This is a genomic window from Compostibacter hankyongensis, from assembly GCF_039541075.1.
Classification (GTDB): domain Bacteria; phylum Bacteroidota; class Bacteroidia; order Chitinophagales; family Chitinophagaceae; genus Compostibacter; species Compostibacter hankyongensis.
This window is the reverse complement of the sequence record NZ_BAABFN010000001.1, coordinates 609,221-631,077: the sequence shown is the minus strand read 5'-3', so window position 1 is coordinate 631,077 and position 21,857 is coordinate 609,221. Positions and strand designations below refer to the sequence as shown.

Sequence of the window (21,857 nt, the reverse complement as noted above, 5' to 3'; positions counted from 1 at the left end):
ACCGGTTATTTGAACGAGACATTCACCCCAAAGGAAAACGATCGTGTTTTGGGATAATAGCCATCGCTCCCGTAATTGGCATCGATATAAGCCTGATTTGTTACATCGGTATGGTTCAGGTCGTCTCCGGTGATCCTGATCTCCGGGTCCAGACCTTTATAGGGGGTGATCACAAAAAGATTGTTTGCGGAAACATACAGCTGCAGGCTCTGCAAGGCGGATATGTGGCTAAAGGTATAAGACAGGGTGATATTATCCATGCGCAGATAGGAGGCTTTTTCCAGCCACAGGTCGGAGGCTACCTGGGCGTCCTTGATGCCGTTGGTCAGGGCCTCCCCGATAACGTTGTTACCGGGAAGCCGGTTGATGTTGCTGATCAGCATGCGGGTATCATCAAATATCTTCTGACCGCTCACGCCCCTCAGGAAAAAGTTCAGCCCCCATTGATCATACGTAAGGGTGCTGCCGAACCCGTAATTAAACTTTGCAGCCGGGTCGGTATAACGGTACATGCTCTGGTCAAGATCACCCTGGGTCACCTGTCCGCCTTTTCCGTCATCAAACAGCTGGTTGCCGTCGTCATCCACGCCTACGAAATGCGGCAGGAAGAATACATAGGGGGAATAGCCGACTTTCAGATAGGTGATGGGGTTGTCGCTCAGTCCGCGTCCTGCAGCGGTGCCGCCCGGGATGTCATCCGTGGTCAGCTCGTTGCCGGCATAGGTACCGGACAGGTTGTCCACCGTGGTTTTTATAAAGGTAATCTGCCCGTTGGCCGACCAGGTGAAATGCTGCCCCTTGACGATATCACCGTTCAGGGCTATTTCGATGCCCTTGTTGGTCAGATCGCCCACATTGGCCAGGATGGTATTGACATAATAAGGCGGAACCGGCACGGTATAATCATACAGCAGGTTTTTGGTCTTATCGTGAAACACGTTGATGTCCCCGCCAAGCCGGTTATTGAACAGGGAAAAATCAAGGCCCACGTTCATGCCGTGCTTTTCTTCCCATTTCAGATCTTCGTTGGGATTCTGGGAAGGGGCATAGGCCAGGGGATAGCGTTGGTTGGCCTGATCATAATAGCGGCCTACGCTGCCCAGCAGCTGCTGGGAGCGGTAGGCGTCAATCGCATCCTGGTTACCGGTAACCCCGTACCCAGCCTTGATCTTAAGATCGCTGACCCAGGAAACATTTTCCATAAAGCTTTCCCCGCTGATGCGCCATGCGGCAGAGACGGAAGGGAAGTTACCCCAGCGGTTATGGCTGCCGAACTTGGAGGAGCCGTCTCGCCGGAAGCTGGCTTCGATATAGTATTTTTCATTGTAGTTATAGGTGACCCTCCCCAGGAAGGAGGCCAGCTCATACTCTTCCTTGTAGGAGTTGATCTCGTTATAAGCCGGATTGCCGTTCTCCAGGGAATTGTTCTGGTTTATCTCCGCGAGGAACTGCTGCCCCGAGGCCTTGAAATTATCGTATATAAAGTCGTTGTATTCATGCACCAGGGTGGCGGCAAAGTTGCTTTTGCCCCAGGTCTGATTGTAATTGATATGCAGGTTTCCCTTTTTGGAATTCCGGTCCTCCGTATATTGGTTACCGTTATTGAAGTTGTTTTCAATAGGGTAAGAAGGCTGGAAGAAGCCGGTCTGGTTGTTAAAATAGCTCAGCGAGCCGGTAGCTCCGATCTTCAGGGACGGGATAAGGTCATAGTCGATGGTGCCGGTCATGATGGTGAGCCGTTCTTTTCCCGTATTCAGCTGACGCATCTGGTGCTCCACGGCATTGGCCTGTTCAAAATCCTGGAAGGCAAAGTAGCTGCCGTCTTTGTTGTAAACGGGATAAACAGGGGGTGTGCTGGCGATGTAGGTAAAGATATTGTAATCCGCATATTTCCGGTTGGTCTGGGTGCTGATAATGCCGATCTGGATATTCAGTCTATCGTCCAGCGCTTTCTGGTTGGCGCTGAAGTTCAGCCCCACCGCATTCCTGCCCGTATTGATGATAGCGCCTTCCTGGTTGATATAGTTCACCGAGCCGTGGTAGGTAAAGTGTTCGGTGCCCCCGGAGACCGACAGGGTATGGTTGTTGGTAAACGCCGTTTGCTCAATAGCCTTCTGCCAGTCCACATCCGCATCATGATCATAGGTTTCTATCGTGCTTTCCGGAGTGCCGATAGAACGCGCTGCATCCTTCCATGCGGCGGCATCAAGCATGTCCCAGTGCTTGGCCACCCGGTCGATACCGATATAGCCGGAATAGGTCACCACGGGGTTGCCGGCCATGCCTTTTTTGGTATTGATGATGATCACGCCGTTGGCCCCGCGCGATCCGTAGATGGCGGTTGCCGATGCATCTTTCAGCACATCGTAGGACGCAATATCCCCGGGAGGGATGTTGGCTACCTGGGCGGGATCGTCCAGCGGCACCCCGTCCACCACCACGAGCGGGGTCTGCCCTCCGGTCAGGGAAGCCTGGCCCCGCAGCCGGATGATGGGACTGGCATTGGGGTCTCCGCCCGGAGCGGTAATGGTCAGACCCGCCACCTTGCCCTGTATCTGCTGTACCGGATTGGTGACAATGCCTTTGTTGAAATCCTTTGTTGAAATGCTGGTGATCGCTGCGCTCACATCACGCGCTTTCTGCGTGCCATATCCGACCACCACCAGCTGCTGGAGCTGCGAGGTGGAAGAAGACAGGCTGACATTCAGCACGCTTTTACCGTTTACCGGCACCTCTTTGGTGCGGTATCCCACATAAGAAAATACCAGCACGGCATTTGCCGGCGCTGGCAGGCTGTACTTTCCTGCAGCATCCGTACCCGTGCCGGTGGTGCTGCCTTTGATATGAACGGTTACCCCGGATAACGGAGCAGCCCCCAGCGAATCGGTCACCACGCCGGTGACGGTGACCTGCTGGGCGGCGGCGGGAGATAAGGAAAGTAAAAGGCAGGAAGATAACAGGCAGCAAAGCCTGTATGGCAGATTTTTCATCAGAGCGGAGTAGATTTTGGTTATAGATTTTGGTTTGGACCGGATACTTTATTTTATGTATCCAATACACAAATTAAACATAAAGCCGGAAAAAATCTAAACTTTTTTATCTACCCTTCTTTCAGGCGCAGAACGGCCAGTGCCGCGAGGATCATAAAGACGCCGGCCAGCACGAGGGCATAGATCACCTGTCCGTGATAGACATACCGGACAATGATCCCTTCGAGCAGACCGTTCACCAGCTGGGGGAAGGTGATAAAGAAATTGAAGATGCCCATGTACACACCCATCTTATGGGGCGGGATGGTATTGGCCAGCATGGCATAGGGCATGGAGAGAATGCTGCCCCACGCGAGCCCGACGCCCGCCATGGGCAGGATCAGCAGCAGCGGGTCGCGGATAAAGTAAATGGAGATCAGCGCGATGCCCCCGGCCGTTAAAGAGAGGGCATGGGCGGCGCTGCGGCCGGCAGCGCGCGCAATCGCCGGCAGACATAAGGCATACAGGGCAGAAACACCGTTATAGATACCGAAAAGGATACCCACCCAGTTGGCAGCATCCGCATAGCTTTCCGAAGCGGTATCGCCGGGAAGCGTACCGTAGACACGGACGGCAATCGCCGGGGTCGCAAACACCCAGAGGGAAAACAGGGCAAACCATGAGAAGAACTGTACCAAACCCAGCTGCCGCATTTTGGGGGGCATGTGCAGAAAATCCTGCCAGATGGCTCCTATACCCCCGGCAGACGGCTTTGCCGGAACGGCATACCGGCCCGGGGGATATTCCCGGGTAGTGACCACGGTCCAGAGGATGCTGACGGCCAGCACCAGGGCACCGGTATAAAAAGACCAGACCACATTCTGCGGCACCTTGCCCGGGGCGGCGGTCTTGGACAGCCCCAGGTACTCGCCCAGCACGTAAGGCAAGCAGGATCCGGCTACTGCGCCGGCGCCGATCAGGAAGGTCTGCACGGAAAATCCCCGGCTTCGTTGTTCATCCGGTAGCTTGTCGGCGACCAGCGAGCGGAATGGCTCCATCGCCACATTGATGGAGGCATCCATGATCATCAGCATGCCGGCGCCGACCAGCACAGGCGGCAGCAGGACGGTCAGCACGTCCGCATGCGGCAGCAGCACCAGCGCCAGCGCCGTCAGCAACGCACCACCCAGGAAGTAAGGGCTGCGGCGTCCCAGCCGGCACCAGGTACGGTCGCTGTAATGGCCGATCAGCGGCTGCACCAGCATCCCCGCCAGCGGCGCGGCCAGCCAGAACAGCCCCAGGTGCTCCACACCCGCGCCAAAGGTCTGGAGCATGCGGGAGGCATTTCCGTTCTGCAGGGCGAATCCGAACTGTATGCCCAGGAAACCGGCGCTCATGTTCCAGATGCTGCGGCCGGAGAGCCTGGGTATTGAGGTGTTGTCGCGCATAAAAAGATGGTATTTTAAAAATAAGATTTATATCCTATTCCGGCGCAGGATGGGATGAGCGGCAAGCCGGGAGTCCTCAGGCTTGTTATTTATTGTCGTACTACGAATAGAAAGGCTATTTTTATATCAAAAAACACCTATGCTGAAAGCAGCTTATGAAGCGCTCCCGCATACGGAGGATGGCGCCCTGCTGGTCCGTCGCTTCAGCGCGGATGGTTTCCGCGCGCCTTATCATTTTCACCCGGAGCTGGAGCTCACCTTTATCGTGAACGGAAGGGGCAAGCGGTATGTGGGACACAGCATGGAGGACTACGACAGGGGCGATCTCGTGCTGCTGGGGGCCAACCTGCCGCATTGCTGGAAAACCACACCGGCGGAAAGCAATGCCGAAGCCGGAGCGCTGGTGATACAGTTTGCCGCCGACTTCGCGGGTGCGGACTTTTTCTCAAAAGCTACCGCAGCGCCGGTCCGAGAGCTGCTGCAAAAAAGCAGCGGCGGCATCCGGTTCGGAGGCAGAGCCCGCAGCGTCGTTGCGGTGCGGATGAAGCGGCTGGCCGGGGAAAACAGCCCTTTCCGGCAGCTGATCGGCTTGCTGGACATCCTCGATATCCTGGCAGGGTCCGGAGAATATACCCTGCTGAATCCCGGAGAGCGGCCCACGGAACAATCCCCCGCCGACCGGAAAAGGATCGGCGCGGTGATGGCCTACCTGGTGGAAAATTTCCGGCAGCCGGTGAGCCTGGGACAGGCCGCCGCCATCGCGGGGATGACCCCCTCGGCCTTCTGCAAATATTTCAAAAGGGCCACGCGCAGGACATTCGTGGAAACGGTCACGGCCTACCGGCTGAACTATGCCGCACAGCAGCTGGCTGGTACCGACAAGCCGGTATCCGCTATCTGTTACGAAAGCGGTTTCGGGGACGTATCCCATTTCAACAGGATGTTCCGGCAACGCTGGCAGTGCAGCCCGCTGCATTACCGGAAAGCGTTCGGCGGGGAAGAAACCCCGTAAGCCCTTCCATCAAATCACCTGTCTTTACTTCTGTTATCCTACATTTGCAGTCTGATCAAGTCAAGCACATGAGCGAAGAAAAATCCCTGAACTTTATCGAGGAAATCATTGAAGCGGACCTGCGCGACGGTAAATACAAAAGCATCCTGACCCGTTTTCCGCCGGAGCCCAACGGATACCTGCATATCGGACATGCCAAGTCGATCTGCCTGAACTTCGGCCTCGCACACAAATACGGCGGCAAGACCAACCTCCGCTTCGACGATACCAACCCCGTCACCGAAGAAACCGAATACGTGGAGGCCATCAAAACAGACATCCGCTGGCTCGGGTTCGAATGGGAAAAAGAATGCTATACCTCCGACTATTTTGAAACCCTCTACGAATATGCCATCCGTCTGATCCGTAAAGGACTTGCCTTTGTAGACGATGCCTCGGCAGCCGAGATAGCCGAGCAGAAAGGCACTCCCACCAAGCCCGGTGTCGAAAGTCCGCGGCGCGGCCGCAGTGTGGCAGAAAACCTGGATCTCTTCGAGCGCATGCGCAAAGGCGAGTTCAAAGACGGGGAGAAGGTGCTGCGGGCCAAAATAGACATGGCCTCTTCCAATATGCACCTGCGCGACCCGGTGCTGTACCGTATCAAACACGCCAGCCATCACCGCACGGGCGATGCCTGGTGCATTTACCCCATGTATGATTTTGCACACGGACAGAGCGACAGCATCGAAGGGGTGACGCATTCCATCTGCACACTGGAATTCGCCACCCACCGGCCGCTGTACGACTGGCTGATCGAAAAGCTGGAAATATTCCCCTCCCGCCAGTACGAATTTGCCCGGGGCAACCTCAGCTATACAGTGATGAGCAAACGCATGCTGCTCCAGCTGGTACGTGAAAAATACGTATCCGGCTGGGACGATCCCCGTATGCCCACCGTCAGCGCGCTCCGCCGCCGGGGCTATACGCCTTCCAGCATCCGCAGCTTCTGGGATAAGGTCGGCATCCAGAAACGGGATAACCTCATCGATGTGGGTCTGCTGGAATTCTGCATCCGTGAAGAGCTCAACCGGACGGCCAACCGCGTAATGGCCGTGCTCGAGCCGGTAAAGCTTGTCCTTACCAATTACCCGGAGGGACAGGAAGAATGGCTGGAATCGGAAAACAATCCCGAGGACCCGGAGGCCGGTTCGCGCAAGCTGCCTTTCGGCCGTACCCTGTGGATAGAGCGCGAGGACTTCATGGAAAATCCCGCCAAAAAATTCTTCCGCCTGGGACCGGGCCTCGCCGTACGTTTAAAAAGCGCCTATATCATCCGCTGCGATGATTTCAAGAAAGATGCGGAGGGAAATATCACGGAGATATACTGTACGTACTATCCCGAAAGCAGAAGCGGGCAGGACAACAGCGGTTTCAAGGTAAAGGGCACCATCCACTGGGTAAGCGCGGCGCATGCCTGTACCGCGGAAGTGAGGCTGTACGACCGGTTGTTCAGCACCGAAGACCCTGCCGCCACCGAAGATTTCAAAGCCTGTCTGAACCCCGATTCGCTGCAGGTGATCCCGGAGGCCGTTATAGAGCCGGCCCTGGCCGAAGCACAGCCGGGCGACCGTTTCCAGTTTATGCGGAAAGGATACTTCTGTGCGGACCGCGATTCCGCTCCGGGCAAGCCGGTGTTCAACCGTACCGTTACGCTGAAGGATACCTGGAGTAAACAAGGTGAAAGGTTAAAGGCGAAGGGTTAAAGGCGCCTTTTACCTTTTGCCTTTAATCCTTCACCTCACCCCCTTCAGGGGGCTGGGGGGCCCACCACGATCACGATCTCGCCCTTGACGCTGCCTTTTTCCCGGAAATAATCGTGTACCTCCTGCAGGGTACCGCGGCGGTTCTCTTCGAACAGCTTGGTCAGCTCCCGGCTGACACAGCAGGGACGGTCTGCGCCCAGCCAGGTGATCAGCTCGGCCAGGGTCTTCAGCAACCGCAGGGGAGATTCGTACAGCACGAGGGTACGGGATTCCTCCGCCAGCTGTTTCAGCAGGGTCTGGCGGCCTTTCTTAAGGGGCAGAAAGCCTTCAAAGACAAACCGGTTCATCGGGATACCGCTGTTGACCAGCGCCGGTACAAAAGCCGTGGCGCCGGGCAGGCAGGTCACCTGTATATCTGCGCGAACGGCGGCCCGCACCAGCAGAAAGCCGGGATCGGACACGCCCGGCGTACCCGCATCGGTCAGCAGCGCCATGGTCTTGCCCGCCTTCAGCTGCTCCACCAGTCCATCCACGATACGGTGCTCATTGTGCTGATGATAGGCGGTCAGGGGCTGCCCGATGCCGTAGTGGCGAAGCAGCACGGCGGAAGTACGGGTATCTTCGGCAAGGATGAGGTCTGCCGTCCGTAACACCTCCACCGCCCGGTAGGTAATATCCCCCAGGTTACCGATAGGAGAAGGAACGAGATACAGCATTCTTTATTCCACGATGTGCACTTCAAAATATTCCATCACGGGATTGGCCAGCAGCTTCCGGCAGGCATCCTCTGCCTGCTGCAGCGCAGCTTCCCTGTCGGCCGCTTCCAGCTGCAGGGTAATGTGCTTGCCGATGCGGACATCCGTGATCTGCCCCAGGCCCAGGCGCGTCAGCCCGCCCATAACGGCCTTTCCCTGCGGGTCCAGCAACTCTTTCAGGGGCATGATATCAATTTGTGCGGTAAAGGTCATACGGTGAATTTGCAGCAAAGATAAGACAACGCTTCCAGGCTCGCCAACCTCCTTTCCGGAACGGCAGCCTATTCGGGGCCGGGAGAAAAGAAATGCTTCCCCAGCGACAGCGCCACGTACAGCGCAAAGGCAAAGGGCACAGCCGCCCATTTCAGCAGCGGTATCGCCAGCAGCGTCAGCAGCAGGAAGAGGTATCGCAGCCTGTTTTCCTTCCAGGACAGCCGCTTCAGCTTCAGGCTGAAAAAAGGCAGATTGCAGACCATCAGGAAACAGAGCAGGGCGATCAGCGCATACAGCACCCAGACACGCTGCAGCCAGGGCGCCAGGCCAGCGCTGTTGTACAGCAGGATCAGCGGAAAGGAGGCCACCAGCAGGCCCACCGCCGGCGTGGGGACGCCGATAAAGTGTTGCGTCTGCCGCTCGTCGAGGTTGAACCTGGCCAGCCGGTAGGCGGCAAAACAGGGCAGCAGCAGCGCTACCGCCACGTTGACCAGGCTCACTTCCATGGCGCCGGGCTGCATCATGTATGCGCTGCGCAGCAGCTGGTACAGGATCATGCCGGGGGCTACGCCAAAAGTCACCACATCGGCCAGCGAATCCAGCTCCCGGCCCATGGGCGACTGCACCTTCAGCAGGCGGGCGGCCAGCCCGTCAAAGAAATCAAATACCGCCGCTATCCCGATCAGCACAACGGCCTGGCAGATCGGCGGAGGCACGGTGATCATATAGTCCTCTCCGTTATAGCTTGCGATAAAGCCGGGAGACTGCAGGATAAAGACCAGCGCCAGCGCCCCGCAAAAAAGATTGGCCAGCGTCAGGATATTGGGAAGTTGCTTCATGGCTCAGGAAGATCGTTGCATCAGCCGCTCGATATCGCCGGCTTCGATAGGGATGTTTTTCATCAGGTCGACGTTGCCGCCTTTTTTGACCCATACATTGTTTTCGATGCGGATACCCAGCTGCTCTTCTTCGATATAAATGCCGGGCTCCACCGTGAGAACGGCGCCGTCGGGAATGGGGTACGAAAAGGAAGGCCCCAGGTCATGCACATCCACGCCCAGGTAGTGCGAAATGCCGTGATAGAGGTATTTCCGGTAAGCCGGCGCTGCAGGGTCCTGGTTTTTGATATCCGCTTTATCCAGCAGCCCGATCTTTACAAAGGTCTTCTCCGCCTCCTTCCCTACTTCGGCATGATAAGCGGCGATGGTCAGCCCCGGTTTCAGCAGCTTCCTGGCATAGTTGTGCAGATGCAGACAGGCGTTGTATACCTCTTTTTGCCGTTTGGTAAACCTGCCGTTCACCGGCACGCTGCGGGTGAGGTCCGCACAGTAGCCGCCGTACTCGGCGCCAAAATCCATCAGGATGACTTCCCCGCTTTTGCATTCCTGGTTGTTGTACACGTAGTGCAGGGTCCGCGCCCGGTCGCCGCTGGCGATGATGGAAGCGTAAGCTTCTCCCGTGGCCCGCTGCCGGAGAAACTGGTGCAGGATCTCCGCATGGATCTCGTGTTCCCATACGCCGGGCCGGATAAACCGCAGGAGATGCCGGAACGTATCTTCCGTGATATCCATGGCCTGCTGCATCACGGCGATCTCGTATTTTGTCTTTACCGAGCGGAGGGTTTTCAGGATGGGCGCGGCCCGGTGGTACCGGTGCAGGGGGAAGCGCTCCCGCAGCTGCGCCGCATAGCGGTAATCGCGCGTGGGCGGCGTATCGGCCTTCCGGTCGTTCTCATTGGTATTCAGATAAATCTCCTCCACCTCGTGCACCCAGCGTTGCAGAAGGCCCTCCAGCTCGTCCAGCCATACCACCGTCTGTATCCCGGAGATCGTCGTGCCTTCGGCGGCGGTAAGCCGGTGGCCGTCCCATTTCTCCTTCAGGGGATCGGGACGCCTGAGCACCAGCACCTCCCGGTAACGGGGATCGGGATTGCCGGGATAAAAGACCAGCTGGGTATCTTCCTGGTCGATACCCGAAAGCCAGTAGAGATCCGCGTTCTGCTTGAACTTATAGAGGGCGTCACCGTTGCTGGTAACCTCGTCGTTGGAATTGAATACCGCCAGCGCATGCGGCAGCATCTGTCGCACAAAACGTTTCCGGTTCTCGATAAACAGGCGGGGATCAAGGGGCAGGTATTTCATCTGTTAATATTTATTTTAAAAGCTGCTTCCGTCGCAAGCTTTGAGCAGCCGCAATACGTTAGTGTTTAATCATCAAGCTACCCTAAAGGCGGCCGGCTATCCAGAAATTCATCAATTGTATAAACCGGCAAGGATGCGATGGCCGCTTTTTTGAGCAGCTTATCGCCGCTGATAAAGCAGTTGAGCTGATGATGCAGCGCTGTATAATATTGTAATGCATCTTCGATATCGGTCATGCGGGAGTGCAGCGCGGCAAGCGCCGTTTCGTGCGGAGCATCTATTACACGTACGTCTGACAGCAATTCCAATAAGATATCTTTGGCCTTAGCCGCTCCATAGGCTTTGGTAAGCCAGTAACCCGCTATATGCAGAATGGCGGGGGTAATGGAGGCGCTTACTTCCTGATGAATCACCAGCTTAAAAAGCTCCCGGGCACGGGTATAATTATCCCGTTTCAGGGTAAAATCCAGCAGGACGTTCGCATCAATAAATATTTTAAAAACCATATTTCTCCTTCTGGCTTTCGTAAAATGCTGCTTGCCGGCTGCTTTCAGCAATCACTTCGGGATCGGGCTCCAGCTTATCCACCATATCCACGATAGTCTTTCGCCTGGGAGATGCATGGACGATCGCTTCCAGATAATCTCCGACCAGGCTGGATAAGCTCACCCGCTTCTTCATGGCATATACTTTTGCCCTTTCCAGGAGGCTTTCCTCAATCGTAATGTTCAACCTTGCTTTCATACATTAAATATTTCATTTTTTTGTGGTTGGCCTCGCTTCCCTGAACAAATATACGCATATTTTCTCAAAATGCGCACACCAAACTATTGACGTTCTTTACAAATGTGGTTTCCTTTCGACCATCCCGTAACGGGCTTTTGCCCATATGCCCAGATTTTGCAATTTTAACCAAAAATTTCTTTTTAAATTAAATTTTATCAAAAAACAATCTTTTAAACAAGATGTAAATTTGATATTTTCCAAAAAACGATATCTTTGCCCTGATCCAAACAACTCGGTATGCAGGCAACTTTATCTCCATCCCCCCTTTCGCTGGATTACCTGGGACTATACCCCGGCGACGATACACAGGTATATACACAGACGCTGCCGGAGGAATTAATAACGCAGACGCTTATACGGGAAGAAGGACAGCTGAGCAGCTCGGGCGCCCTCGTTATCCATACGGGGAAATTTACCGGCCGTTCGCCCCGCGACCGCTTTATCGTAAAAGACGCAGACACCGCAGAGACTGTCGACTGGAACGAGATCAACCGGCCTTTTGATGCCCGGCGGTTCGACGGGCTGCAGCAGCAGGTCTGCGCCTATCTCAGCCGGCAGGATCTTTGGGTGCGGGACAGCTATGTATGCGCCGATCCCCGCTACCGGCTGCAGCTGCGCGTGGTTACGGAGCAACCTTCGGGAAGCCTTTTTTGCTACAATATGTTCGGACGCCCCGGCGCCCCTGAAGCGAAAATGTTTACGCCGGACTGGACGGTGCTGCACGCGCCCGGCTTCCGGGCCGATCCCGCAGCGGACGGCACGGCGGACGCCAACTTTGTCATTCTCAACTTTGGCAAACGGGTCATCCTCATCGGGGGCACCGCCTATACCGGAGAGATCAAAAAAAGCATTTTCTCCGTACTGAACTACCTGTTGCCGGCGAAGGGCGTGCTGAGCATGCATTGCTCGGCCAATCGCGGCAGACAGGGGGATACCGCTCTTTTCTTCGGATTGAGCGGCACGGGCAAAACCACCCTGAGCACCGATCCGCACCGGCAGCTGATCGGGGACGACGAGCACGGCTGGTCGGATGAAGGGGTGTTCAATTTCGAAGGCGGCTGTTATGCCAAATGTATTGACCTGAACATCGAAAAAGAGCCGCAGATATTCCGGGCCATCCGGCATGGAGCGCTGCTGGAGAACGTGCGGTTCTTCCCGGGAAGCCGCGAAGTGGATTATGCCGACCGGGCCATCACCGAAAATACGCGGGTCAGCTATCCGCTGTATCATATTGAGGATGCCGCCAAGCCCCCGTCGGGGTCGCATCCCCGTCATATCTTTTTCCTGGCCTGCGATGCCTATGGTGTGCTGCCGCCCATAGCACGGCTGGATGAAGGTCAGGCCATGTACCAGTTCCTTTCCGGCTATACGGCCAAAGTAGCCGGCACCGAAACGGGTGTCACCGAGCCCAGCGCCACCTTCAGCGCCTGCTTCGGCGCTCCGTTTCTACCGCTGCACCCTGCCCGGTACGCCGCCCTGCTGGGCGAGCGTATCCGGCGACACCGGGTACAATGCTGGCTGGTCAATACGGGCTGGACCGGCGGAGGTTACGGCAGCGGTACCCGTATTCCCCTATCGTATACGCGGGCTATGATCACCGCCGCGCTGGAAGGACGGCTGGATACCATGTCCTATACCCGGCATCCGGTATTCGGAACCGCTATGCCCACCGTCTGCCCCGGCGTACCCGCAGCCCTGCTCGATCCGCGCAATACCTGGAAAAATCCGTCCTCTTACGACAAACAGGCCGGTCGGCTGGCCGGCCTGTTTATAAACAATTTTAAAAAATACGAGGGACATGCCGGCTCCCGCATACGGAACGGCGCCCCCCATCTCTTTTTTTGATTAGCGCATACGGCGGGGTTGTCGAGCCCTGCCTTTTTTTATCGCTTCGCCGTTTAGTGTTCCGCCGCTTATCTTCCCCGCGCCCTGTCATCGCCTGCCGCCGCAGCGCCTGTATTCCGCAACTGTTTGCACATTCCCTGAATTAGCGTAGGTTTGCGCCATGCAACTCTTAGACGGTAAGATCGTTTCCGCGGCTATCAAAGAAGCGATCAGACAAGAAGCCGAAATCCTGCGGCTTCAGGGAAAAAAGACGCCCCACCTGGCCGCTATCCTCGTGGGCAATGACGGCGCCAGCGAAACGTATGTGGCCGCCAAGGTAAAAGACTGTGCCGAGGTCGGGTTCGACTCTACGCTGCTGCGCTTCGACGCCGCCATCTCCCAGAAGAACCTGCTGGACCAGATTGCCCTGCTGAACGACAACCCGGCGATAGACGGCATCCTGGTGCAGCTGCCGCTGCCCCGGCATATCGAAGAAGAGGCCGTCATCAACAGCATCGCCCCCGAGAAGGATGTGGACGGCTTTCATCCCGTCAGCCTCGGCAGGATGGTCAACAACTTGCCGACCTTTATCCCGGCTACCCCCTATGGCATTATGCTGATGCTGGAACATTACCAGGTGCCCACCCGGGGCAAGCACGCCGTGGTGATCGGCCGCAGCCATATCGTGGGCACCCCCATGAGCATCTTGCTGAGCCGGAATACCCCTTACGGCAACTGTACCGTCACCCTCTGCCACTCCCATACGCATAACCTGAAGGAGCTGTGCCTGCAGGCCGATATCATCGTAGCGGCGCTGGGCAAAGCGGAGTTTGTCACGGCAGATATGGTAAAGTCCGGGGCCGTGGTCATCGATGTGGGCATTACCCGGGTAGCAGACGACAGCAAAAAATCGGGGTTCCGGCTGGTCGGGGATGTAAAGTTCGATGAAGTGGCGCCCCGCTGCAGCTTTATCACACCGGTGCCCGGCGGGGTAGGTCCCATGACGCGGGCCGCCTTGCTGAAGAACACCTTCCATGCGGCCATAGCCCGTCTGGAAGCCGGGCGCTGAGGAAGACGCAGCCGGTTCTGCTCATTTTTCCTTATCTTAGTAATCCCGTCTGATTTTCTATCTGTGAAAAAAACCGAATACTATGAAACGTTTCCTATCCGGTTCCCGCCTGCTATGGCTGCTGGGGATCTGCTTAACCGTCTCGGTATTTCTTGCTTCCTGCCACGACGACGATGATCATGTAAGACCAAAGGTAGCGGGATTAATGGCCTTCAACCTGGCGCCGGACAAGCCCGTTGTCGGGGTTGCCTTATCGGGCAACGAGCTGAACCCGCTCCCCTACATGAGCTATACCGGCGGCTACCTGGCCGTCTTCCCCGGGAAAAGATATACCGAATCCTACGATGCCGCCACAGGAGAATCGCTGGCGGTGGATACCCCTACTTATCAGCCCGACAAATACTATTCGCTGTTTGTGACCGGCATGGGCGATGCCTTTTATAACATTGTGGTCGAAGACGGGCTGGACAGCCTGTCCGGACAGGCCGGAAAATCCTATATCCGCTACATCAACGCCATTCCCGGCTCGGGCAGTCCTGCCGTTACGGTCAGCAACGGGAAGGGAGAGCTGATCTCCGATCATCCCGCCTTTAACACCGTCTCGGATTTTACCGCCATCGATACCGGCGCCATCACCATCGATGTAAATGACGGAGGGGACATCCATACCAGCCGGACCATCGCGGTGGAAGAAAGAAAAGTCTATACCCTGCTGCTGACCGGCCATCCCGCCGGAACGGGCAACGACAGCGTGCAGATCAGGTATATACCGAACGCTATGCTGACACTCGATTCAACGGCCGATAACGCCCCCAAAGCAGCGGAATAGCGGGCGGCAAGCGATCCTTTCTTACCTTTGCAGCATGGATATTTTCCCGGACATAACCCCGGCGGAGCGGACCGCCGCACCCGGCGCTTTTCTTCCGCTGATGGAGGCCTTCTATACGCTGCAGGGCGAAGGTTTTTACCAGGGCAGCGCCGCTTATTTTATCCGCCTGGGCGGCTGTGATGTGGGCTGTGTATGGTGTGATGTAAAAGAAAGCTGGGATGCTGATAAGCATCCACAGGTGTCCGTAAGCGATATGGCGGCGGAAGCGGCCGCTCATCCCGGACGCCTGGCTGTCGTCACCGGCGGGGAGCCGCTCCTGCATCCCCTTGGCGACCTTTGCGAGGCCCTGCACCGGCGGGGTTTTCGCATCCATATCGAAACATCCGGCACCGCCCCCTTCAGCGGAGATTGGGATTGGGTATGTCTTTCACCGAAAAAATTCAAGGCCCCGCTCCCCGAGGCCTATGGCCATGCGCAGGAGCTGAAAGTAGTCGTTTATCACCGGACCGATCTGGCCTGGGCCGAGGAACATGCAGCCCGGGTAAGTCCTTCCTGCAGGCTGTATCTGCAGCCGGAATGGAGCCGGCGGGAACAGATGCTGCCGCTGATCATCGAATACATCAAGGCAAACCCGCAGTGGGAGCTCTCCCTCCAGCTTCATAAGTATATCAACGTACCCTGACGCCTTAAGCGTTAACGGCCGCGGAATCGTCAATGGTCTCCGGTAACCAGGGATCCCTGCGGGATCCGACCAGCGCATGGGCGAAGGGCAGAAATGCCTTTAGATAGCTGTCGACCTGGGCAACAAAGCTCTCCTGTATTACCTGACCGGCTTCGTCAAACAGGTCCTGCACCTGGGATACGAGCAGCTTCTGGGGCTGCGGATAAGCCTGTATGGATAACACCAGGCTCTGGAGGTGATGGGAAGCGTTAATACCGCCCAGCCTGCCGCCGGATACGGTGGTCACACCGATGGGCTTACCGCTCATCTGCCGGCCAAAATAATCTACCACATTCTTCAGCACGCCCGAATAGCTGCCGTTGTATTCCGGGCTCAGCAGGATATAGGCATCGGCTGCCTTGATCTTTTCACCCAGGAAAAGCAGGAGCTCGGAAGGACTGGGATGCATGCCATAACGTTCGTCCATCAGGGGAAGGGCATGCTCTGCCGGGTCAATGACCTCCGCCTCCACGCCCCTGAACTGCGAAAGACGCTGCTGCAAATAGGCCGCTACATGATGAGACCGGCGGCCGATACGGATACTGCCCAGGATAATTGCGATTTTCATCGGTTTACTGTTTTTGTTTTGAAGTGTTGACCCCGGCATGCCTATACCCCTTGCGAAATATGATCATGCCGGGCTGCTGATAAATATCCAAACGATTATTGTCTATACAACATTTGAGGTAAAAAAATTTATTTTCTCATCTTCTCGAGCAGCGCATTTAGCTGGGCCGCTTCCTTCGCGCTGATACGGGTACACATGCCTTCGTGCATCTGCCGTATGGCGCCGTCAATGCCACCGAGCAGCTCCAAACCCTTTTGCGTGATCCGGATATCCACCTTCCGGCGGTTTTCCGGACAGGCGTCCCGTGTGACCAGTCCTTTCAGCCGCAACTTTTCCACCAGCCGCGTGGAGTTACTCATCCGGTCCAGCATCCGCTCCTGTATCTCACAAAGATTGGTGCCGCTTCCGGCCCCCCTCAGGATACGCAGCACGTTCAGCTGCTGATGAGACAGGCCAAAAGGCTTGAGCAGCCGGTTGGTCTGCGCGTTCAGCCAGTTGCCGGTATACATCACGTTCAGCGACGCCTTTTGCTGCTCGCTTTCAAATGCTTTCTGCCGTATGGCTGTTTCCAGTTTCATACTACTACAACAGTTGTATGCACAACAAAGGTAGCCGGTTTTCCATATCCGGCAAAAAAAATTGGGAAGGCGGTAAATTGTCCTAATTTTAAGCGGCTGCAACCTCCTCCGCTTGTTCCTAACACTGACGGTACATGAAAGCACATATCGACAGGAAAATCACCGCTTCCCTCAGACGGTATGGATGGGCGCTACTGCTGCTGATGTATACGAATCTGCATGCCCAGTACAACCCCGCAGGCGTGCCCAAAAAAGCCAAAGCCTATTATGATAAGGCGCAGCAATACCTGGATTATTCCGCCGGCGGTACGGAAGCCGTCCGCTGGCTGGAGCAGGCGGTTGCCGTCGATCCCGGCTACCTGGAAGCCTATGCAAAGCTGGGCTCCATTTACAATATGCAGCATGACTATGCCAGAGCCCTGCCTTTTTTTGAAAAAGCCTTCCGGCTGGATTCCGCTTTCTTCCGGTCCGGCTGGATCATGTACGCCAAAGCGGCTGCCGGCACGGGGAATTTCGGGCTGGCCCTGCGCCTGACAAAAGCTTATCTGAATACAAATCCCTCCGGGCGGGACCGGGAAACGGCGGAACAATGGCTGAGCCATTTTACGTTTGCACAGCAATATACCGGCAAAAACATCCCCTTTTCCCCGATCAATCTGGGGGACAGCATCAATACGGGGGATGCGGAATATTTTCCTACGCTGACCATCGACCAGCGTACCCTGGTCTTCACCCGCAACCTGCAGGGACATAACGAAGATTTCTTCTTCAGCCATCTCCGGCCGGACAGCAGCTGGAGCAAGGCGCTGAGCATCGGCACGCCGGTCAACACTACTTTCAACGAGGGGGCGCAGACCATTTCGCAGGACGGAAGGCTGCTGCTTTACACCCTTTGCAATACCCCCGGCGGATATGGCAGCTGCGATATCTTTTATACCGTCCGCACCGCTACGGGATGGACCACGCCCCGGAACATCGGCGCTCCGGTCAATACCGAATACTGGGATACGCAACCCTGTCTTTCGCCGGACAACCGCGATCTCTACTTTGTGAGCAACCGCCCCGGCGGATACGGCGGCAGCGATATCTATGTCAGCCACCTTCGCCCCGGCGGCACCTGGAGCAAGCCCGAAAACCTGGGTCCGGGTATCAACACCTCCGGCAATGAAAGCAGTCCTTTTATCCATGCGGACAACCAAACGCTCTTTTTTGCCTCCGGCGAACTGCCCGGCATGGGAGATATGGACCTCTTTTTTGCCCGCAAGAACCCGGACGGCTCCTGGGGGAAGCCGGAAAACCTGGGCTATCCCATCAACACCATCGATCACGAAGGCAGCCTTTTTGTGGCGGCCGACGGCAAAACGGCCTACCTGGCCTCGGACCGGGCCGACAGCCGGGGACAGCTGGATATCTATCGCTTTGAGCTGTATCCGGAAGCCCGTCCGGTAAAGACCCTTTTTGTAAAAGGCTTTGTGTATGACAAGCAAACCCGGGAGCGACTGCCCTCTGTGGTGGACCTGGTGGACCTGGACTCCGGGAAAACGATCTCCCGGGTACCCACCGACCGGCAGGGCAACTACCTGATGACCCTTCCCGTCGGAAAAAACTACGGCTTCAATGTCGGCCGTCCCGGTTATCTTTTTTATTCCGACAACTTTCCCCTGAAGAACCAGGTGCCCGATACCTCCTATCAGATCAACATCGGGCTGGATACCATCCGGGTAAATGCCGGCATGATCCTGAAAAATATCTTTTTTGATACCAACAAGTACGATCTGAAACCCGAATCCCGCACGGAGCTGGATCGCCTGGTGCAGCTGCTGCAGCAAAATCCCAGCCTGCGGATACAGATCAGCGGGCATACCGATAACATCGGCAACGACGAGGACAACCTGCTGCTTTCCCAGCACCGCGCGCAGTCGGTAGTAGATTACCTGACGGGGCACGGTATCGCCGCGGGACGTCTGGAAGCCAAAGGCTTCGGGGAAACGAAGCCCATCGCCGGCAACGACACCGAGGCCGGCCGCGCCCGAAACCGCCGCACAGAATTTCTGATCACCGGCCAATAAGCCGGGCTGCCTTCGCCGGGCTGATTCCGCGGCTTTTCGATTTTCGGTAACTTCATTCTCCAACCCATCCGCTATGACAGACGAAGAACTACGCTACCGGCTGGCGCTGACCCTGGTCCCCAATATCGGGGACGTGCTGGCCAGAAGCCTGCTGGAGCATTTTCCCACAGCGCGCGATATCTTTGAGGCGCCCGAAAAGCTGCTGAGCGCGGCGCCGGGCATCGGCCCCTCCCGGGCCAAAAACATCCGGCAGTTCCATGACTTCGAACGGGTGGAAGAAGAAATGTCCTTTCTCCGGCGCTACCGTATCCACCCCCTGTTTTACACCGATGCCGCTTACCCCGAAAAGCTCAGGAACTGTTACGACAGCCCGGTGATGCTGTACTACAGGGGAAATACAGACCTGAACCACGCGCCCGTTGTCGGTATCGTGGGCACCCGGTACTGCACGGCCTACGGTAAGGCCGTTTGCGAGAAGCTGGTCCGGGAGCTGGCGGCTGTTGGGGTAGTTGTCGTCAGCGGATTGGCTTACGGTATCGATATCGCAGCCCACAAGGCGGCGCTGGAAGCGGGCCTGCCCACGATAGCCGTATTGGCGCACGGGCTGGACCGGATCTATCCCCCGGCACACCAGGCCGTGGCCCGGCAGATGCCGGAACAGGGCGGGCTGCTGACGGATTTCATGAGCGGCACCCTGCCGGATAAACGGAATTTTCCCCGGCGAAACCGGATCGTTGCCGGCATGGCCGACGCCACCATTGTGGTGGAAACGGGGCTGCGCGGCGGTTCAATGATCACGGCCGAGCTGGCCAACAGCTATAACCGGGATGTTTTTGCCTTTCCCGGCCGCGTCGGCGATGCCCGCTCCGCCGGTTGTCATTATCTGATCCGCAAAAACAAGGCGGCGCTGATCACGGGTGCGGCCGATCTGCTGGAGCTGATGGGATGGGAAGTGCCGGAAACAGCCGGGCAACCGGAAGAACGACCCCGGGATACCGGGGATGACGAAAAATTCGGGGAAGACGAAAAAAAGATGCTGGCTTTGCTGCAGCGGCAGCCGGTGCTGCATATCGACGAAATATCCCGGGAGAGCGGCCTCTCCCCTGCGCGCATTGCCACGGCAATGCTCAACCTCGAAATACGGGATATCGTACAGGCGCTGCCGGGGAAACTGTATTCGCTTGTTTCCGGTTTCTGATGTCCCGTTGCCAATGCTGCGCCTTTCTGGTCTGAAGTTTCTTATTTCCGGTTTCGGCCTCTAATCATTAAAATGCCCTTTTACCTTTTACCCTTCACCTTTCACCCCAGGAGAGTATGCCCATTTTACATACACCGCTCCCCAGGTGAAGCCGCCGCCGAAGGCGGCCAGCACGATGTTGTCTCCCCTCTTCAGCTGCTTTTCCCAGTCCCGGAGACAAAGCGGGATAGTGGCTGCCGTGGTATTGCCGTAGCGCTGGATATTGAGCATCACCTTTTCTGGGGGCAGGCCCATACGGTCGGCCGTAGCATCGATGATCCGTTTATTGGCCTGGTGCGGTACCAGCCAGGCGACGTCGTCCGCCGTCAGTCCGTTGCGCTGCATCAGCTCATAGGACACATCGGCCATCCGGGTCACGGCAAAGCGAAAGACCGCCTTGCCTTCCTGGTATACAAAATGCTCATGGTTGGCTACTGTTTCGGCCGAGGCCGGGCGTGCGGAACCGCCGGCTTTCATATGCAGGAATTCGCATCCCGAGCCGTCGCTCCGGAGCACGCTGTCTACCACGCCGAAGCCTTCCGTATCCGGCTCGAGCAGCACCGCTCCGGCACCGTCCCCGAAGATGATACAGGTGGCCCGGTCCGTATAATCCACGATCGCGCTCATCTTGTCTGCTCCCACTACCACCACTTTTTTGTGCATGCCCGCCTCGATAAATTTCGCCCCCGTAGTAAGCGCATAGATGAAGCCCGAGCAGGCAGCCTGCAGATCAAAGCCCCAGGCATTCACGGCCCCCACCTTGTCGCAGATGATATTGGCCGTAGCCGGGAATACCATGTCAGGCGTAGTGGTGGCGCAGATCAACAGGTCTATCTCATCGGCGCCGATCCCTCTTTTCTGCAGCAATTCATTTACCGCTTTAACCGCCATCACAGAAGTACCCTGGTTTTCTCCCTTCAGTATCCGTCGCTCTTCGATACCGGTACGCGTGCGTATCCATTCGTCGTTGGTATCCACCATATTTTCCAGTTCCTTGTTTGTCAATACGTAGTCCGGCAGATTGCCGCCGACAGCTGTAATGGCTGCAGTAAGCTTGTTCATGAATGTATACCTCGCTTTTTTGTCAGGGCGTAAAATTACGCCAATACGCGTAATCAATTGATTTTTCTTTGTGAAGGCCGGGGTTTTCCCTGTCAGACAGCCACATCCCGGAATTTATACAAGCCGTAAAATAATTTACCCAGAATATGCGTATAATATGCTGAATTTGACTCTTTTTCTCGTTACTTTGCGGGACTTTAACCGAACCGGCAGCATCCATGATCGCATACATTGAAGGCAGGCTATCCTATAAATCGCCCGCGGTGGTGTATTTGGAGAATAACGGGGTCGGATATGAAATACTGATCAGCCTGCATACCTATACGCAGCTGCAGCATCTGGAACGTTGCCGGCTATTGACTTTTTTGCATATAAAAGAAGATGCACACACCTTATATGGCTTTTTTGAAGAATCCGAAAGACAGGTTTTCCTGCAACTATTATCCGTATCCGGGGTAGGTGCATCCACGGCCAGGATGATACTTTCATCCATGCAGCCTGAAGAAATACAAGCAGCGATCCTACAAGAAAATGAAGGGGTACTCGAGCGGGTCAAAGGCATTGGGGCCAAAACGGCAAAACGCATCATCCTTGAGCTGAGGGATAAGGTGCTGAAGCAAAAAGAAATCCCCCATATGCCGGCCTCCGCACGCAGTACGTTACAGGCGGACGCCCTCCAGGCTTTGCTGGCGCTGGGCATTGCCCGCAGCGCCGCCGAATCGGCGGTTCAGAAAGCAATGAAGGCATCCCCTGGTATGCAGCAAGTGGAAGAACTGATCAAGCTTTCACTTAAAAGCATGTAGTTCGTTTAACTTGTAAAAACCAAGATTCACG

The 21,857-nt window shown here is 56.2% G+C and carries 20 protein-coding genes; 9 read left to right on the top strand and 11 right to left on the bottom strand.

The features are described 5' to 3' along the window. Positions 1 to 5: 5 nt before the first annotated feature. Positions 6 to 2,990, bottom strand: a complete 2,985-nt coding sequence (locus tag ABD851_RS02610) for a SusC/RagA family TonB-linked outer membrane protein (protein ID WP_344974885.1) — start codon at positions 2,988 to 2,990, stop codon at positions 6 to 8. Between the two features lie 110 nt (positions 2,991 to 3,100). Next, the gene (locus ABD851_RS02605; RefSeq protein ID WP_344974882.1) at positions 3,101 to 4,417 is read right to left on the bottom strand and encodes an MFS transporter; all 1,317 of its coding nucleotides are present in this window, start codon (positions 4,415 to 4,417) and stop codon (positions 3,101 to 3,103) included. A 139-nt stretch (positions 4,418 to 4,556) separates the two neighbouring features. Between ABD851_RS02605 and ABD851_RS02600 the strand changes: the two genes are divergently transcribed. Continuing rightward, positions 4,557 to 5,429, top strand: coding sequence for an AraC family transcriptional regulator (locus ABD851_RS02600; protein ID WP_344974879.1), 873 nt, complete (start codon positions 4,557 to 4,559; stop codon positions 5,427 to 5,429). A 68-nt stretch (positions 5,430 to 5,497) separates the two neighbouring features. Next, positions 5,498 to 7,171: a glutamine--tRNA ligase/YqeY domain fusion protein gene (locus tag ABD851_RS02595; RefSeq protein ID WP_344974876.1), complete on the top strand. Its 1,674-nt coding sequence runs from the start codon at positions 5,498 to 5,500 to the stop codon at positions 7,169 to 7,171. 44 nt (positions 7,172 to 7,215) lie between these two features. On the opposite strand, the gene rsmI is transcribed toward ABD851_RS02595, so the two are convergent. The 6 genes from rsmI to ABD851_RS02565 form a co-directional block, all read right to left on the bottom strand. Then, positions 7,216 to 7,887, bottom strand: a complete 672-nt coding sequence (gene rsmI, locus ABD851_RS02590; RefSeq protein ID WP_344974873.1) for a 16S rRNA (cytidine(1402)-2'-O)-methyltransferase — start codon at positions 7,885 to 7,887, stop codon at positions 7,216 to 7,218. Positions 7,888 to 7,890: 3 nt separating this feature from the next. Next, the gene (gene purS / locus ABD851_RS02585) at positions 7,891 to 8,139 is read right to left on the bottom strand and encodes a phosphoribosylformylglycinamidine synthase subunit PurS (RefSeq protein WP_344974870.1); all 249 of its coding nucleotides are present in this window, start codon (positions 8,137 to 8,139) and stop codon (positions 7,891 to 7,893) included. 68 nt (positions 8,140 to 8,207) lie between these two features. After that, a complete protein-coding gene (locus tag ABD851_RS02580) occupies positions 8,208 to 8,978 on the bottom strand; it encodes a CDP-alcohol phosphatidyltransferase family protein (RefSeq protein WP_344974867.1) in 771 nt (256 codons plus the stop codon). 3 nt (positions 8,979 to 8,981) lie between these two features. Beyond that, entirely contained in the window at positions 8,982 to 10,280 is a 1,299-nt protein-coding gene (locus ABD851_RS02575) for an aminopeptidase P family protein (protein ID WP_344974864.1), read from the bottom strand. Positions 10,281 to 10,357: 77 nt separating this feature from the next. Further along, positions 10,358 to 10,786, bottom strand: a complete 429-nt coding sequence (locus ABD851_RS02570; protein ID WP_344974862.1) for a type II toxin-antitoxin system VapC family toxin — start codon at positions 10,784 to 10,786, stop codon at positions 10,358 to 10,360. Next, entirely contained in the window at positions 10,776 to 11,024 is a 249-nt protein-coding gene (locus ABD851_RS02565; protein WP_344974859.1) for a DUF6364 family protein, read from the bottom strand. Before ABD851_RS02565 ends, ABD851_RS02570 begins: the two co-directional genes overlap by 11 nt. Positions 11,025 to 11,303: 279 nt before the next feature. Between ABD851_RS02565 and pckA the strand changes: the two genes are divergently transcribed. The 4 genes from pckA to ABD851_RS02545 all read left to right on the top strand — a co-directional run bounded on the left by pckA (position 11,304) and on the right by ABD851_RS02545 (position 15,470). Beyond that, complete coding sequence (gene pckA / locus ABD851_RS02560; protein WP_344974856.1) at positions 11,304 to 12,911, top strand: phosphoenolpyruvate carboxykinase (ATP); 1,608 nt, start codon at positions 11,304 to 11,306, stop codon at positions 12,909 to 12,911. Positions 12,912 to 13,071: 160 nt separating this feature from the next. Beyond that, on the top strand, positions 13,072 to 13,959 hold the full coding sequence (locus ABD851_RS02555; protein WP_344974853.1) for a bifunctional 5,10-methylenetetrahydrofolate dehydrogenase/5,10-methenyltetrahydrofolate cyclohydrolase: 888 nt from the start codon (positions 13,072 to 13,074) through the stop codon (positions 13,957 to 13,959). A gap of 82 nt (positions 13,960 to 14,041) precedes the next feature. After that, positions 14,042 to 14,788, top strand: a complete 747-nt coding sequence (locus ABD851_RS02550; protein WP_344974850.1) for a DUF4397 domain-containing protein — start codon at positions 14,042 to 14,044, stop codon at positions 14,786 to 14,788. A gap of 34 nt (positions 14,789 to 14,822) precedes the next feature. Further along, entirely contained in the window at positions 14,823 to 15,470 is a 648-nt protein-coding gene (locus ABD851_RS02545; protein ID WP_344974846.1) for a 7-carboxy-7-deazaguanine synthase QueE, read from the top strand. 4 nt (positions 15,471 to 15,474) lie between these two features. Here the strand turns inward: ABD851_RS02545 and ABD851_RS02540 are convergent, their stop codons facing one another. Both ABD851_RS02540 and ABD851_RS02535 read right to left on the bottom strand, forming a co-directional pair. Next, positions 15,475 to 16,077, bottom strand: a complete 603-nt coding sequence (locus ABD851_RS02540; RefSeq protein WP_344974843.1) for an NADPH-dependent FMN reductase — start codon at positions 16,075 to 16,077, stop codon at positions 15,475 to 15,477. A gap of 128 nt (positions 16,078 to 16,205) precedes the next feature. Then, positions 16,206 to 16,655: a MarR family winged helix-turn-helix transcriptional regulator gene (locus ABD851_RS02535; RefSeq protein ID WP_344974840.1), complete on the bottom strand. Its 450-nt coding sequence runs from the start codon at positions 16,653 to 16,655 to the stop codon at positions 16,206 to 16,208. A 134-nt stretch (positions 16,656 to 16,789) separates the two neighbouring features. Here ABD851_RS02535 and ABD851_RS02530 point away from each other — a divergent pair, with 134 nt between their 5' ends. Both ABD851_RS02530 and dprA read left to right on the top strand, forming a co-directional pair. Continuing rightward, positions 16,790 to 18,724 carry an OmpA family protein gene (locus tag ABD851_RS02530; RefSeq protein ID WP_344974837.1) on the top strand — a complete coding sequence of 645 codons (1,935 nt, stop codon included), beginning with the start codon at positions 16,790 to 16,792 and terminating at the stop codon, positions 18,722 to 18,724. 73 nt (positions 18,725 to 18,797) lie between these two features. Then, complete coding sequence (dprA, locus tag ABD851_RS02525; protein ID WP_344974834.1) at positions 18,798 to 19,922, top strand: DNA-processing protein DprA; 1,125 nt, start codon at positions 18,798 to 18,800, stop codon at positions 19,920 to 19,922. 87 nt (positions 19,923 to 20,009) lie between these two features. On the opposite strand, the gene ABD851_RS02520 is transcribed toward dprA, so the two are convergent. Then, on the bottom strand, positions 20,010 to 21,023 hold the full coding sequence (locus ABD851_RS02520; RefSeq protein ID WP_344974831.1) for a beta-ketoacyl-ACP synthase III: 1,014 nt from the start codon (positions 21,021 to 21,023) through the stop codon (positions 20,010 to 20,012). A 218-nt stretch (positions 21,024 to 21,241) separates the two neighbouring features. Between ABD851_RS02520 and ruvA the strand changes: the two genes are divergently transcribed. Beyond that, positions 21,242 to 21,826, top strand: coding sequence for a Holliday junction branch migration protein RuvA (ruvA, locus tag ABD851_RS02515; protein WP_344974828.1), 585 nt, complete (start codon positions 21,242 to 21,244; stop codon positions 21,824 to 21,826). Positions 21,827 to 21,857 lie beyond the last annotated feature (31 nt).

Bases quoted from the DNA above. Each gene is read 5' to 3' on its own strand.
- ABD851_RS02610 (WP_344974885.1), bottom strand. From the start codon at position 2,990: ATGAAAAATCTGCCATACAGGCTTTGCTGCCTGTTATCTTCCTGCCTT.
- ABD851_RS02605 (WP_344974882.1), bottom strand. From the start codon at position 4,417: ATGCGCGACAACACCTCAATACCCAGGCTCTCCGGCCGCAGCATCTGG.
- ABD851_RS02600 (WP_344974879.1), top strand. From the start codon at position 4,557: ATGCTGAAAGCAGCTTATGAAGCGCTCCCGCATACGGAGGATGGCGCC.
- ABD851_RS02595 (WP_344974876.1), top strand. From the start codon at position 5,498: ATGAGCGAAGAAAAATCCCTGAACTTTATCGAGGAAATCATTGAAGCG.
- rsmI (WP_344974873.1), bottom strand. From the start codon at position 7,887: ATGCTGTATCTCGTTCCTTCTCCTATCGGTAACCTGGGGGATATTACC.
- purS (WP_344974870.1), bottom strand. From the start codon at position 8,139: ATGACCTTTACCGCACAAATTGATATCATGCCCCTGAAAGAGTTGCTG.
- ABD851_RS02580 (WP_344974867.1), bottom strand. From the start codon at position 8,978: ATGAAGCAACTTCCCAATATCCTGACGCTGGCCAATCTTTTTTGCGGG.
- ABD851_RS02575 (WP_344974864.1), bottom strand. From the start codon at position 10,280: ATGAAATACCTGCCCCTTGATCCCCGCCTGTTTATCGAGAACCGGAAA.
- ABD851_RS02570 (WP_344974862.1), bottom strand. From the start codon at position 10,786: ATGGTTTTTAAAATATTTATTGATGCGAACGTCCTGCTGGATTTTACC.
- ABD851_RS02565 (WP_344974859.1), bottom strand. From the start codon at position 11,024: ATGAAAGCAAGGTTGAACATTACGATTGAGGAAAGCCTCCTGGAAAGG.
- pckA (WP_344974856.1), top strand. From the start codon at position 11,304: ATGCAGGCAACTTTATCTCCATCCCCCCTTTCGCTGGATTACCTGGGA.
- ABD851_RS02555 (WP_344974853.1), top strand. From the start codon at position 13,072: ATGCAACTCTTAGACGGTAAGATCGTTTCCGCGGCTATCAAAGAAGCG.
- ABD851_RS02550 (WP_344974850.1), top strand. From the start codon at position 14,042: ATGAAACGTTTCCTATCCGGTTCCCGCCTGCTATGGCTGCTGGGGATC.
- ABD851_RS02545 (WP_344974846.1), top strand. From the start codon at position 14,823: ATGGATATTTTCCCGGACATAACCCCGGCGGAGCGGACCGCCGCACCC.
- ABD851_RS02540 (WP_344974843.1), bottom strand. From the start codon at position 16,077: ATGAAAATCGCAATTATCCTGGGCAGTATCCGTATCGGCCGCCGGTCT.
- ABD851_RS02535 (WP_344974840.1), bottom strand. From the start codon at position 16,655: ATGAAACTGGAAACAGCCATACGGCAGAAAGCATTTGAAAGCGAGCAG.
- ABD851_RS02530 (WP_344974837.1), top strand. From the start codon at position 16,790: ATGAAAGCACATATCGACAGGAAAATCACCGCTTCCCTCAGACGGTAT.
- dprA (WP_344974834.1), top strand. From the start codon at position 18,798: ATGACAGACGAAGAACTACGCTACCGGCTGGCGCTGACCCTGGTCCCC.
- ABD851_RS02520 (WP_344974831.1), bottom strand. From the start codon at position 21,023: ATGAACAAGCTTACTGCAGCCATTACAGCTGTCGGCGGCAATCTGCCG.
- ruvA (WP_344974828.1), top strand. From the start codon at position 21,242: ATGATCGCATACATTGAAGGCAGGCTATCCTATAAATCGCCCGCGGTG.